We start from the raw sequence: 17,078 nt of genomic DNA, 5'->3' as shown, positions 1-17,078 counted from the left end.
CTTGCTTGACTTTGGACACCCTCCAAGGTGGAGTGGGGCCCACGGTGGAACAAGGACGTGTTACTGAAAGCGAGTATCTGTTTTGACCATTGGAAATATCCAAATTGAATTACCAGAACCAGTTTACTCCCTGCTAAATACTTCACGAGGAGGGTTGCCGGCGGTTGTTGTCGTCAACAGCGCGTTACTAGATTTTCCAAATCCCGAAATATTCCCTTGGTGTTTGTCAATTAAGATCACGTACTCTGATCTTGCTAAGAACGAGATGCCAACGGCCAAAGAACAAGAATTACTGAACAAAGTCAGCGATAAAATTGAGATTTCGACACTCGAATCTAAGAGTATTTTGGGTTCCGACAACGCTCTGTTCGTTGCAAGAAGCACTTGGGCGGGCGTCCGAGAATTGGTCTTTCAAGTTCACGACCCTAAAAGCGCACACCACACGCTACAGAAACTGGTGGAGAGAGAGGAATGGCCTCTCGATTGGGCCTACGAGATACAACGTGATCCTGAGTGGAGTGAGGCGCGTGTCTTCATGCAACTGTTCACCAGTGCCAATGGGGCCGAAAGCTGAAGGACGATAGGCAGTAGACTTCGTTTAGTAAGATTGAGCAAATTGGGCAGGTCTTTTTCACCTCCCCAAATACTCCTGCATCACCTCTGGCGGGTTCGCGAACATCTCCTCCGTCGCAACGGGGGCATGGGCCTGCCCATCGGCCACCAGAACCACTTGATTGCAGAGCACGCGTGCGTCTTCGGGGTCATGGCTGACCATCAGAAGGGTGGCGCCTGTCTCGTCCAGCAGGGTGCGCACCAGCTCCAGCATTTCCGCTTTCAGTGCCGGGCCGAGCGCGCCGAAGGGTTCGTCCAACAGCAGCACCGGGCGGTCGCGCAGCAGGACGCGGGCCAGCGCCACGCGAGCAATCTGGCCGCCGGAAAGCTGCGCGGGTTTGCGGTCTCCCATCCCTTCCAGTCCCACGCGAGTCAGGGCGTTTGCAACGCGGGTGTGTTCCTCGGCTGACAAGCGCAGGTTCGGGCGCAGGCCAAGGCCCACGTTTTGCGCGACGGTTAGGTGGGGAAACAGGTTGTTGTCCTGAAACACCATGCTGATCGGCCGCGCGGCGGGATCTTTGGGCATGGGCTTCGTATCCCAGAGGATCTGCCCTGCATCCAGCGGTTGGAACCCCGCGATGGCCGCCAGCAAAGTGGATTTCCCCGCGCCAGACGGACCAAGCACGGCAACGCGTGCGCCGGGTGCAATCTTGAAGTCTCCGGCAAGGCTGAAATCGCCCATTTCGATGCGCATGGAGTCAACGGTCAGCATTCACGCGACCTCCTTTGTCAAACAGCCAGAACAGGCCGAGCGAGAGGGTTAGCAGTAGCAGGGCAGCGGCGGCTGCGTCCTCCATCCGATAGGCCGCCATCAAGCGGAAAAGCTGCAAGGGCAGGGTGGCGTTGTCGCCGTCTGCAAATAGCGCGATGACGCCAAGATCGCCCATCGACAGCGCGGCGGCCAGACCTAGCGCAAAGCCCATCGGGCGGCGCAGGCGGGGCAGCCACAGGTGGCGCAGGCGGGTCCAACCCGTCATGCCCAGCCCATCGGCCAGTGGGCCGAAGTCTCGTTCGACTGCAGCCAGCGCCGGTACCAGTGCCCGCAGAGTGAAGGGCAGGCTGAGGGCGGCGTTGACGATTGCGGTAATGGGCAGGGCAAGGTCCGATGGCTTTACGAAGGGGAAGGTGATGATGAACAGCCCGGTGCCGATCACAAGGGGTGAGGCGGCGATGGTCAGATATCCCAAGGCCTCGACCACGCGCGAGTTATGGCGCACCGCAAGGGCCGCGATGGGCAGGGACAAGGCCAGCGTTAGTGCGGCGGACACGAGGGCGACGATGACAGATCGTAGGGCCGCGCCAAAGACGACGTCGGGCAGGTGCAAAAGGCGTGGGAGGCCATCGAGAACGACCATGCCCAGCGGCAGAAGTAAGAAGAGTGTAGCAAGCGTGATCGCGACTATGTCCTGCACCAACAAAGCGGGGCGGTCATCCCAGCGGGTGACGGCGCGATCCAGCCCCGCGCCCATGTCCGACGGCATGGCAACGCGCAGGGCAATCAAGGCCAACGCCGCGCCCAGCCCGAACTGTACCAAAGCCAGCAGGGACGCGCGGCCAAGGTCGAAATCAAAGCGGAAGGCTTCGTAGATCGCGAGTTCCACCGTGGTGGCTTTCGGCCCGCCACCAAGGGCAAGGGCCACGGCGAAAGAGGTCAGGCAGATCAGGAAAATGACAAGGAACGCGCCCGGCACGACCTCGCGCAGCATGGGGCGCTCCAGCGTGCGGGCGATGTCAGAGGGGCCCATGCCTAGCGAGGCCGCCAGTCGGAAGCGCTCGGACGGGATGGCCAGCCAGCCTTGCAGAATCAGGCGGGTGGCGAGCGGCAGGTTGAAGAACACATGGGCGAGGATGACGCCGTGATAGCCATAGACGGATATCGGCTCGATCCCGAACAGGCCTAAGACTTGGGAGATCAGACCGGTGCGACCAAAGACGGCGATCAAGCCCAGAATGGCGACGATCACCGGCAGGATGAAGGGGGCGCCCAGAAGGGTGATCAGCACAGAGCGACCGGGGAAGCTGCGCCGCGCCAGTGCGCGGGCGACAGGGATCGCCAGAAGGATGCTGAGCGTCGCTGACGCGGCGGCCTGCCATAACGTGAAGCGAATGGCAGCCCAATCGGCTGGGCCAAGCCTGCCCGCACCCTCGGCCCGCATCGCAACCGCGACCAGCGTGCCAAGGGTCAGGCAGACCACCACCCCAAGCGCCAAGACGCCTAGGATGGTGGTGGAACTTATTTGGACGCTGCGGCGAGCCATTCGTCCAGAGCCGGCTTGCGGATTGCCTCGGCTTCTTCTTCCGAGAAGACCAGCGCTTTGGCGGGCACGGGCAGGTTGGCGAAGCCTTCCGGCAGCTTGTCAGTTGCCAGTTTCGACGGGAACGACCAGTTTGAGGTCGCGATGCCCGACTGGAACTCTTCGCTCAGCACATAAGCCATGAAGGCGTCGGCCAGTTCAGGCTGGTCGGTGTTCGCGATTTTGCCCACGAGGTCCACATACAGGTAGTGGCCTTCGTCAAAGATGGCTGCCGATTTGGTCAGGTCTTCCTCGGCGATGATGTGATAGGCGGGCGAGGTCACGTAGGACAGAACCATGTCGGCTTCGCCATCGGTGAACATGCCGTAGGCCTCGGACCAGCCTTTGGTGACAGTCAGGATCTTCGGGTTCAGTTTGGCCCAAGCCTCGTCTGCTTTGTCGCCATAGACCGACTTCACCCACAACAGAAGCGCCAGACCCGAGATCGAGCTGCGCGGATCCTGAATGACGATCTTGGTGTCGTCGGGCATCGCCAGAAGCGCATCAAAGCTGTTGGGCGCGTCGGTGATCTTGGTGTTGTCATAGATGAAGGCGGTGTAGCTGTAGTCGAACGGCACGAACACGTCGTCGGTCCAGTCGACGGGCAGGGTCAGACCGCTGACATCCAGACCGTGCGGGGCAAACAGGCCCGAGGCACGGGCGCGGGCAGTCACGTCGGTGTTCAGGCCGATCACAACGTCTGCTTCGGTGCGCTCGCCTTCCAGCATCAGGCGGGGCATCACGTCGCCGGTGACGAATTCCAGATCGCAACCGCACTGGGCTTCAAAGCCCGCCTCGATCGAGGGACCGGGCCCCCACTCGGATGCGAAGTAGTCAGGAGCATAAACTTGCAGCACGGGCTTGTCCGCAGCCATGGCAGCGGTCGTGGTCAGTGCAAGTCCTGCGACAAATGAAAGGGCTGTCTTCATTGGGTCCTCCATATGCGCCGAACGGATGGGGGCATTTGGGGATGTCCAAATCACCTTCCCTCCGCCGGTGTTAGCCGGTTCAGGTTCTACGGGTCCGCGCCGATTGCGCATCTCAGCTGTGGGATCACAGCACCCCGAGGTGCCCCGTACGTGCACAATGCGCAGAAGAATGGCAAGCAGATTTGGCGGGCGCATTTGCGCAAGCCCGACCATTCCAGCGCAACCCCATGAAAAGAAACCTCATTTGCCCTAAGGCCTGTTTTGCGAATTCGTAGGGCCAGCCGAGCCGCATCTGGAACCGCGCGAAAATGCATAGCAGCATTGCCCTTGACCCTCAGGCAACAATCAGCAATGTGATCGCTAACACCTTCAGTATCGGAGCGGTCCATGTCGGACACATCTCAATCCCCCCTGCGCGGGCTTGGCTTTGCCTTTGCAGCCTTTGGGCTGTTTGCCACCCATGACGCGGTGATCAAGCTTCTGGGCATGCAGTTTGCCGTGTTCCAGATCATCTTCTTCGCGATGCTGTTTGCCTTCGTGCCGATGTCGATCATGATGCTGGCGGACCGTCAGGTGGACAATTTCCGCCCGCATCACCCGTGGCTGATCCTGATCCGGTCGACGACCACGGTGATCGCGATGTCGGCGGCGTTCTACGCCTTCACCGTGCTGCCGCTGGCCGAGGTCTATGCCCTTCTCTTCGCCACACCCCTTCTGATCACCGCCATGTCGGCATGGCTATTGGGTGAGCCCGTGCGCGGGCAGCGGTGGGCAGCCGTGATCGTCGGTCTGATCGGTGTTTTGATCGTTCTGCGCCCCGGCGTGACCGTGATCTCGTTTGGGCATATCTGTGCTTTGATCGCGGCCTTCTGCTCGGCGCTTGGGTCCATCATCATGCGCAAGATCGGGGGAGAGGAGCGGACCGCCGTGATGATCCTCTACCCCATGCTGTCGTCCATTCTGGCGATGGGGCTGATCCTGCCCTTCGTCTATGTGCCGATGCAGATCGTGGATCTGGGCCTTGCTGCCAGCGTCGGGGTCATGTCGGTCTTTGCGCAGATGATGATCATCATCGCCTACCGTTCGGCCCCCGCCGCGGTGGTGGCCCCCACGCAATACAGCCAGATCCTGTGGGCGACCGCCTTCGGCGCGCTGTTCTTTGACGAGCTGCCGGACATGTGGGTGGGCGTCGGTGCCGCGGTGATCATCGCCTCGGGCGTGTTCATCGTGTGGCGCGAAAGCCGCCCGTCTGTCTCGGTCCGCAACCCGATCCTGCGCGATCCGAACCCGCGCTATGACGCTGGCCCCACGCCGAAGCCAAAACACCGCAGGCCGCAACAAAGCGAAAGCTAACGCCTTGGGGCGCTTCCCTTTCGTTTCCCCCTTCGCTATCACGCTTGGGAATGAAGGAGCGCGCCCATGTCGATGAACAGCTTTGGTCATATCTTCCGTGTCACCACTTGGGGTGAAAGCCACGGGCCTGCTTTGGGCGCGACCGTCGACGGGTGCCCCCCCGGTGTGCCGCTTGAGGCTGAGATGCTGCAAGTCTGGCTGGACAAACGCCGTCCGGGTCAGAACAAGAACACCACGGCCCGCAACGAGCCCGATCAGGTGCGCATTCTGTCGGGTGTTTATGAAGGGCAGACCACCGGCACGCCGATCCAGCTGATGATCGAGAACACCGACCAACGATCCAAAGACTATGGCGAGATCGAAAAGACGTTCCGTCCGGGTCACGCTGACATCACCTATTGGCAGAAATACGGGATCCGCGACCCGCGTGGCGGTGGACGCTCCTCGGCCCGCGAAACGGCTGCACGCGTGGCTGCCGGCGGCGTTGCCCGCGAGGCGCTGAAGGCGCTGGTGCCGGGGCTTGAGATCAAGGGCTACATGACCCAGATGGGCGAAAAGCATCTTGATCGCTCGAAGTTCGATTGGGACGCCATCGACAACAACCCGTTCTGGCTGCCCGATGCGAGCGCTGTGCAGGAATGGGAAGACTATCTGCAGTTCCTGCGCGTGAAGGAAAATGACAGCGTCGGCGCCGCGGTCGAGGTCGTGGTGCGCGGCGCCCCTGCCGGACTGGGCGCGCCGGTTTATGCCAAGTTAGACACTGATTTGGCCGCCGCGATGATGTCGATCAACGCCGTGAAGGGTGTCGAGATTGGCGAGGGTATGGCCGCTGCCGGCCTGCGCGGGACGGCGAATGCGGACGAGATCTCGATGGGTCCAGACGGGCCAGTTTATGCCTCGAACCACGCGGGTGGTATTCTGGGCGGCATCTCGACCGGGCAGGATATTGTGGTGCGGTTTGCTGTGAAGCCAACCAGCTCGATCCTGACACCGCGCAAGTCGATCACCAAATCGGGCGAGCCGATTGAGGTGATCACCAAGGGCCGTCATGACCCCTGTGTCGGCATCCGCGCTGTTCCGGTGGGCGAGGCGATGGCCGCCTGTGTGATCCTTGATCACCTGATGCTGCACCGCGCGCAAATCGGTGAAGGACCGCGCGGTCAGATCGGCTGATGCTGGCGATCCTCGCCATCACCTTTCCAATCTACGCAGCCATTGCGCTGGGCTATGCGACCACGCGCGGCGGCTGGTTCAAACCCTCTGATATGCGCGTGCTGGGCGGCTATGTGATGAACATCGCGCTTCCCGCGCTGCTGTTTCACGCCGTAGCGACCCGTCCCGTCGCGCAGGTGTTCAATCCCACCTACATGTCGGTGTTCTTAGCCGGAGGGCTTGCGACCATCGCACTGGCGTGGACGTGGTTTCGCGCCACGGGTGGCGATGCGCCCCGGCGCGGTGTGGCTGTGATGGGAACAACCTGCCCGAACTCGGGCTTCGTGGGCTATCCGGTGATGCTGCTCGCCTTTCCAGATCTGGCTGGATCGATTCTGGCGATGAACATGCTGGTGGAAAACTTCGTGCTGATCCCGATCGCGCTGGCGATCATGGAGATGGGGCGCGAGGGGCCGCATGACAGCCCGATGTCCAAGATGCGCAGCGTGATCCTAAGCGTGCTGAAGCGGCCGCTGGTCGTCGCCCTTGCCGCCGGGCTTGTCGTGTCAATTTCGGGTCTAACCCTGCCCGAACCGGCCCTACGGCTGTTCAGCATGCTGGCTGCGTCGGCCTCGGCCTTGGCGTTGTTTGTGATTGGCGGAAGCTTGGTGGGCTTGCCGCTGATCGGCAATCGGGCCTTGGCCGCTCAAATCACCTTGGGCAAGCTGTTCCTGCATCCGGCAATGGTCTTCGTGGCGCTGCTTGTGCTGGGCACCGGCCTGTCGCCCGAGCTGCAAGCGGCGGTGATCCTGTCCGCCGCCATGCCAATTTTCACCATCTACACCGTTTTCGCGATGGAGCACGGGCGCGAGGGCGTTGCCTCCATCGCGCTGTTGGGCACAACGGTCGGGGCTTTCGTCACGCTGACCGTGCTGTTGGGTCTTTTGACCTGAGGAAAAGCGCCGATCAGGCCGTCGCAGCCGACAGCGCCGTATCCATCAGCGCTTTGATGTCGGCTTTCGATGTGCCTGCCACGATGCGATCCAGTTCATCCTCGCCTTTCAGGACAACCAAGGTCGAGCGGCGTGGGATGCGGAGGGACCGGGACAGTTTCGACTTCCCATACTTGTCCCAGTCGACATTGATGAAGGTGATGTTTTCATCATAGGCGGGGTTTTCGGCCTTCAGGGCTTTGATCACGCGTTCCTGCGCCGCGCAGGTCGAACACCAGCTGGCTTTGAAGTCCAGAAACACGGTTTCCCCATTTGCCAAAGCCTGTTCGACAAGCCCGCGGGAATAGTCCATCGCACCGGCGCGCGCCAAGGCAGGCACAAGCGATACGGCAGCGGTGAGGGACAGGAAATCTCGGCGGTTCATGGTGGTCTCCTTTCAGAGGGATACAGAGAGGTCATTCAGCCAGGCGGGCAGGTTTTGCACGGCCCATGCTTCGAGTGTGTGGTGAAAGCGGAACAGGATGGCGGTGCCGACGGCGACAAAGATCACGCCCATGATCGGGCGGGATTTCTGCGCAATCCGCCGCATTAGAGCCTGTCTGCGCATAATCGCGGCGCGCGCGCCATAGCCCAATGCGATGATGATGGTCGACACGCCCAGGGCAAACATCAGCATGATCGCGGCGGCCCACGGGATTGACTTGCCTTGTGATGCCAGAGAGATCGCGCCACCCAACGTGGGGCCGATGCAGGGGCTCCAAACTGCGCCGAGCAGCATACCGCCAAGGAACTGACCGGAGAGGCCGCTGCGGTTCACATCATCCAACGAGCTGTCTGCTTGGGCCGAAAATCCGGCGGTAGCCGTCGCAAAGCGTTCGGACAGAACCGGGGTCATCAGAATCAGGCCAAAGCCCACCATCAGGATGGCGCCTGCCTGCGCGACCATGTCCTCGGTCAGGCCGATCGTATAGCCCAGCACGGTGACCAGCAGGCCAAGAGTGACGAAAGACACGCTCATCCCGGCGGCGACGGCCAAGGGGCCAAAGCGGCTGGCCTGCAATGCGGTGGCCAACACGATGGGCAGCACCGGCAAGACGCAGGGGTTGATCAGGGTCAGCAGCCCGGCAAGATATCCAAAGACAAGTTCCATGGTTGGAATGTGTTGGATATCGCCGGGAAAGTCACCTCACGAAGCGGGCAAGGGGCTTCACGTTGCTGTGGGGTTTTGTTTCGAAAGCTGCACCGCAAGGATGCCGACCGTGATGATCGCCACGCCGATGAAATCCACCATGCTCAGCGCCTCGCCCAGCAAAAGCCACGCGATGGCAACGCCGAAAAACGGGTTCAGGAAGTGGAAAGTAGCGGCTTTGACCGCGCCAATGCGTCCGACAAGGGCGAACCAAATCCATGTGGCCAGCAGTCCGGGCACCAGAACGGTATAGGTAAAGGCCATGCCAAGGCGCAGGCTGGGCGTGAAGTCCGGGCTTTCCAGAAACAGCGCCGCGACGAACAGCGCGCCGGAGCCCACGAACATTTGCAGCCCTACGATCATCATCAGATTGCCGCCCGAGGATGCCGTGCGGACCGACAAAGTGGCGGCAGTCAGCGCGGCGGCGGCCACGAAGCACAGGATAACGCCGGTGATGTCGACACCACCCGACAGGCGCGAGCCCATGATCAGCGTCACGCCGACGACGCCCGCAAACAATCCCGCGATGGCCATCGGGCGCAAACGGTCGCCCAGAAGGATCCACCCGGCGAAGGCCACCATCAGTGGCATGGTCGATGCGATGATCGAGGCAAGCCCCGCCTCGACCCACTGCATGGCGACGAAATTTAGACCCAAATACAGGGCATTTTGGCAGAATCCGAAGATAATGACGGCCCGCCACTGGTTCCGGGTCAGCTGCCAACTTTGCCCCAAGGCACGCGCGATGATGACGCCCAGCAGACCCGAGATCAGGAAGCGTAATGACAGGGAATACAGAGGCGGCGCTTCAGACACGATGATCCGGGCCGAGGTGAAGGCCGAGCTCCACATCAGGGCGAAGGCCAGCCCCATGAAGATTGCGCGCAGGTCCATGTCACCTCCAATAGAAAAGGGCCGCCAATCTGGCGACCCTTTCCGAATTTTGGCAGCGGGGCAAGGCCCCTTGTGACCAGATCAGCCGTTTACGCTGTCTTTCAGCGCTTTGGCGATGGTCATCTTGACGACCTTGTCGGCTTCTTTCTGGATCTGCTCGCCGGTGGCGGGGTTGCGCACCATGCGTGCCGGACGCTCGCGGCAATAGATTTTGCCAACGCCGGGCAGAGTCACAGCGCCACCGCCCGACACTTCGCGGGTGATGATGTTGATGATACCTTCCAGGGCACCAGCTGCGGACTTCTTGTCCGAACCCATTTCTTCAGCCAGAGCGGCCACCAGCTGGGTCTTGGTCATCGGTTTCGACATGTATAACACTCCTCACAATTGCCCATTTCTTGGGCTTCATTGCGGGCATTTAACTGTATGTAGCAGGGCGACACAATCGTTAGTTGGCCCTATTTTCCTAGGAAATAGCGCTTTTTCGCCAAAAAATGGCATGGCTTCCCTAAGGGCAGGTTTGAATTCACCCTCGAAGGGCTGTTTGTCCCCGATTCACAGGAAGGCGGTTTCGTCGAAGCTGCGCAGTTTCCGGCTGTGGATACGTTCGATCGGCATGTCGCGCAGGGTCTCCATCGCGTGGATGCCAATCTGCAAATGTCGCGCCACCTGGGTCTTATAGAAATCGGACGCCATACCGGGGAGTTTCAGCTCTCCGTGCAGGGGTTTGTCCGAGACACATAAGAGCGTGCCATAGGGCACACGGAAGCGGAATCCGTTCGCGGCGATGGTGGCACTTTCCATATCCAACGCAATGGCGCGGGATTGGGACAGGCGCTGAACGGGGCCGCGTTGGTCGCGCAATTCCCAGTTGCGGTTATCCAGCGTCGCGACGGTGCCCGTCCGCATGATGCGCTTCAAGTCATAGCCTTCATATTCAGTGATCTTCGCCACGGCCTTTTCCAGTGCGATCTGGATTTCTGCCAGTGGCGGGATCGGCACCCAGATCGGCAGGTCGTCGTCGAGCACCTTGTCTTCACGCAGATAGGCGTGGGCCAGAACGAAATCGCCAAGCCGCTGGCTGTTACGAAGGCCTGCGCAGTGGCCGACCATCAGCCATGCATGCGGGCGTAGCACCGCAATGTGGTCCGTTGCGGTCTTCGCGTTCGAGGGACCGACACCGATATTCACAAGCGTAATCCCCGACCCATCTGGGCGCGTCAGGTGATAGCTGGGCATCTGCGGCAGTTTCGGCGGTGTGGGCAATTCCCCGTCAGCAGTCGTGATCCGGTGATAGCCCGGCCCCACGAAAGCCTCATACCCGCTGTCGGGATCGGCGAGCATCTGGCGCGCATACGCTTCGAACTCCTCGACATAGAACTGGTAGTTGGTGAACAACACGTGGTTCTGGAAATCCTCGGGCATGGTCGCGGTGTAATGCGACAGGCGGGCCAAGGAATAGTCCACGCGCTGGGCGGTGAACGGGGCAAGGGGCGCTGCACCGCTGTCATCCAGCTCGGCCACGCCATTCACAATGTCATCATTCGTGGTCGACAGGTCCGGCACGTCAAAGACATCGCGCAGCGGATAGGTCATCGCGCCTTCCTGCGGCACGGTGATGTCCGGGTTGCGCGACACGGCGAAATGCACGGGGATCGGCGTGGTCGAGTATCCAATCTGTACTGGAACGCCGTGATTTTGCATCAGAAGCGCGATTTGCTGCTCCAGATAGTTCGCAAACAGGTCCGGGCGTGTGATGGTGCTGGCATAGGTGCCGGGGGCGGAAACGTGACCGAAGCTTAGACGGCTGTCCTTCTGCGCGTGGCTGGTCGTGGTCAGGCGGATCTCGGGATAAAAGGCGCGAAAGCGGCTGGGGGGTTGTTTGCCGCTGGCATTCTGTTCGAAGGTATCACACAGAAAGTCGCAGGCCTTTTCATAAAGCGATTTCAGCTCGTCCACTGCTGCCTTGGGGTCGGTAAACACCTGGTAGGCGCCGCCACCGGGGCTGACCACGGGGATAGAGGGTGCGCTGGGAGTCATCAATTTTCCTTCAACAAATCGGTCAGTTCGAATTTCGTCACATCCACCAATCCCAGATCAGAGATCCGTAACTCGGGGATGACAACCAAGGCCAAAAAGCTGTGTTGGATCGAGGCATTATTCAAGGTGCAGCCGCAGGTCTCCATCGCGTCAATGATGCTCTTGGCTTTCTCAGCGACCTCGGTTGCGGGGGCGTCGGACATCAGACCGGCGACGGGCAATTCGACCAAAGCCAGCTCTTTTCCGCCTTGATAGACACACATACCGCCGCCGACCTCGGCCAGACGATTGGCCGCCAGCGCCATGTCGTCACGAGACGTTCCGACCACGATCATATGGTGGCTGTCATGCGCCACGGTCGATGCCATGGCCATCTGGCCCGTGTAGCCGAACCCGTTCACGAACCCATTGACCACGCCGCCGGTGCCCTTGTGCCGCTCGACCAGCGCAACCTGCGCTACGTCCTGCGCTTCGTCGGTCTGCACGATGCCGTCAGACACCGAAAGGTCCCGTGTTAGAGCCTTTGTGGGCGCTTGGTTCTCGACAATCCCGATGACCCTGGCAGTAACCGAGTTCGCACCATCAGGCGCTTTTACGATGAAATCCTCGGGCACGATGGTCTTGCCCATATGCATGGTGGCCTTCGCATGGGCGGGCCAGTCCAGATGCGGGCAGTCCACGCTAATCTTGCCACCCTCGGCCACGCTGACACCCCGGGCAAAGACGCGGTTGATCGGCAGGGTGGTCAGGTCGTCGGTAAAGATCACATCACCGCGTCTTCCCGGTGAAATAGAGCCTAATTCTCGCTCTAACCCGAAATGCGTCGCGGTGTTGATCGTCGCCATCTGCAGCGCCACCAAGGGGTCACAGCCATAGCTGATCGCATAGCGCAGGGCGCGGTCTACGTGGCCTTCCTCGACCAACGTGCCGGAATGGCAATCATCGGTGCAGATGATGAAGTTGCGCGGGTCCAGACCCTTTTCGGTCACGGCGGTAATCTGCTTTTCCACGTCAAACCAGGCCGAGCCCAGCCGCATCATCGAGCGCATGCCCTGGCGGACGCGGGCAATGGCGTCGGCCTCGCAGGTGCCTTCATGGTCATCCGCAGGACCGCCCGCCGCATAGGCGTGGAAATTCGGGCCCAGATCAGGGCTGGCATAGTGCCCGCCGATGGTCTTGCCCGCGTTCTGAGTCGCCGCCATTTCCGCTAGCATCTTGGGATCGCCGTTGATCACGCCGGGGAAGTTCATCATCTCGCCCAACCCGATGATGCCGGGCCAAGACATTGCCTCGGCCACGTCCTCGGGCGTGATTTCGAAGCCCGTGGTTTCCAGCCCCGGGGCAGAGGGCGCGCAGGACGGCATCTGGGTATAGATGTTCACAGGCTGGATGAGAGCCTCATCATGCATCAAACGCACACCTTCCAGCCCCAGAACATTCGCGATCTCGTGCGGGTCCACGAACATGGTGGTGGTGCCGTGCGGAATGACAGCACGGGCGAATTCAGCGGGCGTCAGCATCCCGCTTTCGATATGCATATGTCCGTCGCACAGGCCGGGGATCAGGTATTGCCCGCCCGCGTCGATCACGTCTGTATCTGGCCCAATGCAATGGCTGGCGTCGGGGCCGATATAGGCGAAACGCCCGTCGGCCATGGCCACCTGCCAATCCAGCACCTCGCGCGTGTGCACATTCACCACGCGGCCGCCTTTGATAACTGTGTCTGCTGCGTCGCGCCCTGCGGCGACGGCAATCAATCGCGTCGCGCTTTCGGGCCAGCTCTTAAATGTCTGTTTTCTCATGAATCAATTGTTCTGAAATCATTTGTTAGCGCAACCCCAAAATCTGAGACGTCCGTTTTGGGCTTTTCAATCCGCGCTGCGCGACGATACTGCGCGCATGAAAAAGACACTGTTTGTATTCGGATACGGCTACTCGGCGCGCGCCTTGGCGGCCGAGCTACCCAGCGATTTCACCGTCATCGGCACCTCGCGCGAGGCGGGGCCGGACGTGATCCAATGGCCGGGCGCGGATATTTCGCAAGCGCTGTCGCAAGCGACGCATTTGCTGATCTCTGCTGGGCCGGATGGGGACGGAGACCCAGTTTTGCGCCGGGTTAGAGACGAAATTGCCGCCCTCGCCCCGCAGTTGGAGTGGGTCGGCTACCTGTCAACGACTGGCGTTTACGGCGACCATCAGGGCGGCTGGGTCGACGAAGACACGCCGCTTGCGCCCTCGACCCGGCGCGGCCAATTGCGGGTTCAGGCTGAAGCCGACTGGCAGGCGTTGGCTGATGAGGCCGGATTGCCCCTGCACATCTTCCGTCTGGCGGGCATCTATGGCCCCGGGCGTGGTCCGTTTTCCAAGGTGCGCAAAGGAACCGCGCGGCGGATCATCAAGAAGGATCAGGTGTTCTCGCGCATTCACGTCGCGGATATCGCGCAGGTGCTCGCCGCGTCGATCGCGCAGCCCAATCCGGGACGGATCTATAACGTCTGCGACGACAACGCCGCCCCGCCCGAGGACGTGCTGGCCCACGCAGCCGAGCTTCTGAACCTGCCCATCCCCCCCGCCGAGGATTTCGAAACCGCCGAGATGACCCCGATGGCGCGCAGTTTCTACGCGGAAAGCAAACGGGTGCGAAATGATCGAATTAAAGACGAACTGGGGGTGAAATTGCGCTTCCCCGACTATAAGTCCGGTCTAGCAGCCCTCATGACGCAGGAGACCCCATGACCGTCACCTCTGATCCGCCCAATACCTTTCGAACACGTGTTCAAGAGGTGGTCGAGCGGCCCATTGTGCAGAACCTCATCATTGGTGTGATCTTGGTGAACGCGGTCACGCTGGGGTTGGAAACCTCGCAGGCTGCGATGGACGTGGCCGGCGGCTTGATTATGCTGGTAGATCAACTCTGCCTGGCCATTTTTGTGCTGGAGCTGCTGGCGAAGATCTTCGCCTACCGCCTGCGCTTTTTCACAAGCGGCTGGAACCTGTTTGATTTCGCTATCGTCGGGATCGCGCTGGTGCCGGGGGCGGGAAGCTTCTCGGTCCTGCGGGCGCTCAGGATCCTGCGGGTGCTGCGCGTCGTCTCGGTCGCGCCACGCCTGCGTCGCGTGGTCGAAGGGTTCGTGACCGCGCTGCCCGGTATGGGAAGCGTGTTCCTGCTGATGGCGATGATCTTCTACATCGGTGCGGTGATGTCGACGAAACTGTTCGGCGCGACCTTCCCGGACTGGTTCGGATCGCTGGGGCAATCGGCCTATACGCTGTTCCAGATCATGACGCTGGAAAGCTGGTCTATGGGCATCGTGCGCCCAGTGATGGAGGTACACCCCTATGCGTGGCTGTTCTTCGTCCCGTTCATCCTTCTGACCACCTTTGCGGTCGTAAACCTGCTGGTGGGTCTGATCGTGAACTCGATGCAGGACGCGCATCATGAAGAGGACGTCGCCAAAACTGACAGCTACCGGGATGACGTTCTAACCCGCTTAGACGAGATCGAGCGTCTGATCCGAGAGAAGCAATAAGGGGCTCTGCCCCTCGCGGGTCCCCCGCTCACCCCGGGATACTTGAAGCAAGAAAATAAGCAGCGATTCTCTCTATTTTCTTGTCATAAATATCTCGGGGGTTTGGGGGCAGCGCCCCCATAGGCTCACATCGTGAGCCACCCCCAAGCCGGACAACCGAAGGGAGGCAAGGCGCGGGAGTGCATATGAGCGCTTAAGCGCGCTTTTCGCCGATTTGAGCCACGCCCAGAACGTCCAGCACCTTGGCTTCGATATCTTTGGCCGACAGCTTGGCGTCTTCGTACATCTTTGCCGGGGAGGCGTGGTCGATGAACGTATCCGGCAGCACCATCGAACGGTACTTGAGGCCAGTGTCGAAAATGCCTTCCTCGGCCAGCAGTTGTGCCACGTGGCTTCCGAACCCGCCGACGGCTCCTTCTTCGATAGTGATCAGGGCTTCGTGGTTTTCGGCCAAAGACAGGATCATAGCCCGGTCCAGCGGCTTGGCGAAACGGGCGTCGGCGACAGTGGGCGTGATGCCGCGGGCAGACAGCGCCTCGGCTGCGGCTTCGGCTTCGGCCAAACGCGTGCCGAAGGACAGGATTGCCACGCGCGAGCCTTCGCGGATCATGCGGCCCTTGCCGATTTCCAGCACTTCGCCCTTTTCGGGTAGCTCAACGCCCACGCCTTCGCCACGCGGATAGCGGAAGGCCGAGGGGCGGTCGTTGATCGAATGCGCGGTGGCGATCATGTGCATTAGCTCAGCCTCGTCCGCCGCAGCCATCAGCACCATGTCGGGCAGGTTGGCCAGAAACGCGATGTCAAAGCTGCCTGCGTGGGTGGCCCCATCGGCGCCAACCAGACCAGCACGGTCGATGGCAAAGCGGACGGGCAGGCGTTGCACCGCAACGTCATGCACAACCTGGTCGTACCCACGTTGCAGGAAGGTCGAATACATCGCGCAGAAGGGCTTCATGCCGCCAGCCGCCAGCGCGGCGGCGAAGGTCACGCCGTGTTGTTCCGCAATCCCCACGTCAAAACAGCGCGAGGGATAGCGTTCCGCCATCAGGTTCAGCCCGGTCCCGTCCGGCATTGCGGCGGTGACGGCGCAAACTTTGTCATCTTCGGTGGCAAGACGAACCAGCTCTTTCCCGAAGACGGACGTATAGCTGGGCGCGTTCGAGGGCGCCTTGTGCTGTTTACCGCTGGCCACGTCGAATTTCGCGGTGGCGTGGCCACGGTCGCGGGCGGCCTCGGCGGGGGCGTAGCCTTTGCCCTTTTTGGTGATCACATGGATCAGCATCGGGCCGGTGGCGCGGTCGTGGACGGTGCGCAGGACGGACAGAAGGCTGTCCATGTCATGTCCGTCGATCGGGCCAACGTAAGAAAAGCCCAGTTCCTCGAACAGGGTGCCGCCGACGGTCATGGACTTCACCATTTCCTTGGCCCGACGCGCACCTTCCTGGAAGGGTTCGGGCAGTAAGCTGACTGCGCCTTTGGCGGCGGCTTTCAGCTCTTGAAACGGTTCTTCGGCGTAAAGTCGGCTGAGATAGCTGGACAGTGCTCCGACCGGCGGCGCAATCGACATGTCGTTGTCGTTCAGAATGACGAACAGTCGGCGGTTTAGGTGGCCGGCGTTGTTCATCGCCTCGAACGCCATACCGGCCGACATGGAGCCATCGCCGATCACGGCAACGGCGTCTCCGATCCCGTGTTCCGGCGCGCCGCCCAAATCGCGGGCGACCGAGAAGCCGAGGGCGGCTGAGATCGAGGTCGAGCTATGACCCGCGCCAAACGGGTCAAACGGGCTTTCCGAGCGTTTGGTGAAGCCAGACAATCCACCTTCGCACCGCAACGTACGGATGCGGTCACGGCGACCGGTCAGGATCTTATGCGGATAGCATTGGTGGCCCACGTCCCAGACGATCCGATCCTTGGGCGCATCAAAGACCGCGTGCAATGCCACGGTCAGTTCAACAACACCCAAGCCCGCGCCCAAATGCCCGCCGGTTTCCGACACGGCCGAGATCGTCTCGGCCCGGACGTCATGCGCCAGCTGTTCAAGCTCGCGGTCCGACAGGGTTTTCATGTCGGCGGGGACTGCTACGCGGTCCAGAATCGGTGTTTCGGGTCGGTCAGACATAATTGCCCCG

16 protein-coding genes and 1 riboswitch are annotated in these 17,078 nt (G+C 61.1%); of the genes, 6 read left to right on the top strand and 10 right to left on the bottom strand.

Going from position 1 to position 17,078, the window contains the following annotated elements; genetic code table 11:
- Positions 1-82: 82 nt before the first annotated feature.
- The gene (locus EOL43_RS02225; protein WP_133485141.1) at positions 83-574 is read left to right on the top strand and encodes a DUF695 domain-containing protein; all 492 of its coding nucleotides are present in this window, start codon (positions 83-85) and stop codon (positions 572-574) included.
- Positions 575-631: 57 nt separating this feature from the next.
- Here the strand turns inward: EOL43_RS02225 and EOL43_RS02220 are convergent, their stop codons facing one another.
- The 3 genes from EOL43_RS02220 to EOL43_RS02210 are packed head-to-tail and all read right to left on the bottom strand — an operon-like array spanning position 632 to position 3,835.
- Positions 632-1,324 carry a thiamine ABC transporter ATP-binding protein gene (locus tag EOL43_RS02220; RefSeq protein WP_133485140.1) on the bottom strand — a complete coding sequence of 231 codons (693 nt, stop codon included), beginning with the start codon at positions 1,322-1,324 and terminating at the stop codon, positions 632-634.
- Positions 1,311-2,870: a thiamine/thiamine pyrophosphate ABC transporter permease ThiP gene (locus EOL43_RS02215; RefSeq protein WP_133485139.1), complete on the bottom strand. Its 1,560-nt coding sequence runs from the start codon at positions 2,868-2,870 to the stop codon at positions 1,311-1,313. Before EOL43_RS02215 ends, EOL43_RS02220 begins: the two co-directional genes overlap by 14 nt.
- On the bottom strand, positions 2,846-3,835 hold the full coding sequence (locus tag EOL43_RS02210) for a thiamine ABC transporter substrate-binding protein (protein WP_133485138.1): 990 nt from the start codon (positions 3,833-3,835) through the stop codon (positions 2,846-2,848). The genes EOL43_RS02215 and EOL43_RS02210 overlap by 25 nt, the downstream gene beginning before the upstream one ends.
- A gap of 39 nt (positions 3,836-3,874) precedes the next feature.
- Positions 3,875-3,982, bottom strand: a riboswitch (TPP riboswitch).
- A gap of 240 nt (positions 3,983-4,222) precedes the next feature.
- Here EOL43_RS02210 and EOL43_RS02205 point away from each other — a divergent pair.
- The 3 genes from EOL43_RS02205 to EOL43_RS02195 all read left to right on the top strand — a co-directional run bounded on the left by EOL43_RS02205 (position 4,223) and on the right by EOL43_RS02195 (position 7,293).
- Positions 4,223-5,188, top strand: coding sequence for a DMT family transporter (locus EOL43_RS02205; RefSeq protein WP_133485137.1), 966 nt, complete (start codon positions 4,223-4,225; stop codon positions 5,186-5,188).
- Between the two features lie 66 nt (positions 5,189-5,254).
- Positions 5,255-6,361 carry a chorismate synthase gene (gene aroC / locus EOL43_RS02200; protein ID WP_133485136.1) on the top strand — a complete coding sequence of 369 codons (1,107 nt, stop codon included), beginning with the start codon at positions 5,255-5,257 and terminating at the stop codon, positions 6,359-6,361.
- Positions 6,361-7,293, top strand: a complete 933-nt coding sequence (locus EOL43_RS02195; protein WP_133485135.1) for an AEC family transporter — start codon at positions 6,361-6,363, stop codon at positions 7,291-7,293. The genes aroC and EOL43_RS02195 overlap by 1 nt, the downstream gene beginning before the upstream one ends.
- A 13-nt stretch (positions 7,294-7,306) precedes the next feature.
- Here EOL43_RS02195 and EOL43_RS02190 read toward each other — a convergent pair whose 3' ends face one another.
- The 6 genes from EOL43_RS02190 to ade all read right to left on the bottom strand — a co-directional run bounded on the left by EOL43_RS02190 (position 7,307) and on the right by ade (position 13,218).
- Positions 7,307-7,717 (bottom strand): thioredoxin family protein, encoded by a 411-nt coding sequence (locus EOL43_RS02190; RefSeq protein WP_133485134.1) that lies wholly within the window; start codon positions 7,715-7,717, stop codon positions 7,307-7,309.
- Between the two features lie 12 nt (positions 7,718-7,729).
- The gene (locus tag EOL43_RS02185; protein ID WP_133485133.1) at positions 7,730-8,443 is read right to left on the bottom strand and encodes a cytochrome c biogenesis CcdA family protein; all 714 of its coding nucleotides are present in this window, start codon (positions 8,441-8,443) and stop codon (positions 7,730-7,732) included.
- A gap of 57 nt (positions 8,444-8,500) precedes the next feature.
- Positions 8,501-9,376, bottom strand: coding sequence for a DMT family transporter (locus tag EOL43_RS02180; protein WP_133485132.1), 876 nt, complete (start codon positions 9,374-9,376; stop codon positions 8,501-8,503).
- A gap of 81 nt (positions 9,377-9,457) precedes the next feature.
- Positions 9,458-9,745, bottom strand: a complete 288-nt coding sequence (locus EOL43_RS02175) for an HU family DNA-binding protein (protein WP_108858109.1) — start codon at positions 9,743-9,745, stop codon at positions 9,458-9,460.
- 186 nt (positions 9,746-9,931) lie between these two features.
- On the bottom strand, positions 9,932-11,416 hold the full coding sequence (locus EOL43_RS02170; RefSeq protein WP_133485131.1) for an AMP nucleosidase: 1,485 nt from the start codon (positions 11,414-11,416) through the stop codon (positions 9,932-9,934).
- Positions 11,416-13,218 carry an adenine deaminase gene (gene ade, locus EOL43_RS02165; protein WP_133485130.1) on the bottom strand — a complete coding sequence of 601 codons (1,803 nt, stop codon included), beginning with the start codon at positions 13,216-13,218 and terminating at the stop codon, positions 11,416-11,418. The genes EOL43_RS02170 and ade overlap by 1 nt, the downstream gene beginning before the upstream one ends.
- Positions 13,219-13,315: 97 nt before the next feature.
- Between ade and EOL43_RS02160 the strand changes: the two genes are divergently transcribed.
- Together EOL43_RS02160 and EOL43_RS02155 are read left to right on the top strand one after the other, a co-directional pair.
- Positions 13,316-14,152: an SDR family oxidoreductase gene (locus EOL43_RS02160; protein WP_133485129.1), complete on the top strand. Its 837-nt coding sequence runs from the start codon at positions 13,316-13,318 to the stop codon at positions 14,150-14,152.
- Positions 14,149-14,946: an ion transporter gene (locus EOL43_RS02155; protein WP_133485128.1), complete on the top strand. Its 798-nt coding sequence runs from the start codon at positions 14,149-14,151 to the stop codon at positions 14,944-14,946. The genes EOL43_RS02160 and EOL43_RS02155 overlap by 4 nt, the downstream gene beginning before the upstream one ends.
- Before the next feature lie 193 nt (positions 14,947-15,139).
- On the opposite strand, the gene dxs is transcribed toward EOL43_RS02155, so the two are convergent.
- The gene (gene dxs / locus EOL43_RS02150; protein WP_133485127.1) at positions 15,140-17,068 is read right to left on the bottom strand and encodes a 1-deoxy-D-xylulose-5-phosphate synthase; all 1,929 of its coding nucleotides are present in this window, start codon (positions 17,066-17,068) and stop codon (positions 15,140-15,142) included.
- Between the last annotated feature and the right edge of the window lie 10 nt (positions 17,069-17,078).

This window comes from Aliiroseovarius marinus (assembly GCF_004360145.1).
In the GTDB taxonomy this organism is placed as follows: Bacteria; Pseudomonadota; Alphaproteobacteria; order Rhodobacterales; family Rhodobacteraceae; genus Aliiroseovarius; species Aliiroseovarius marinus.
This window is presented reverse-complemented; position numbering and strand designations above follow the sequence as displayed.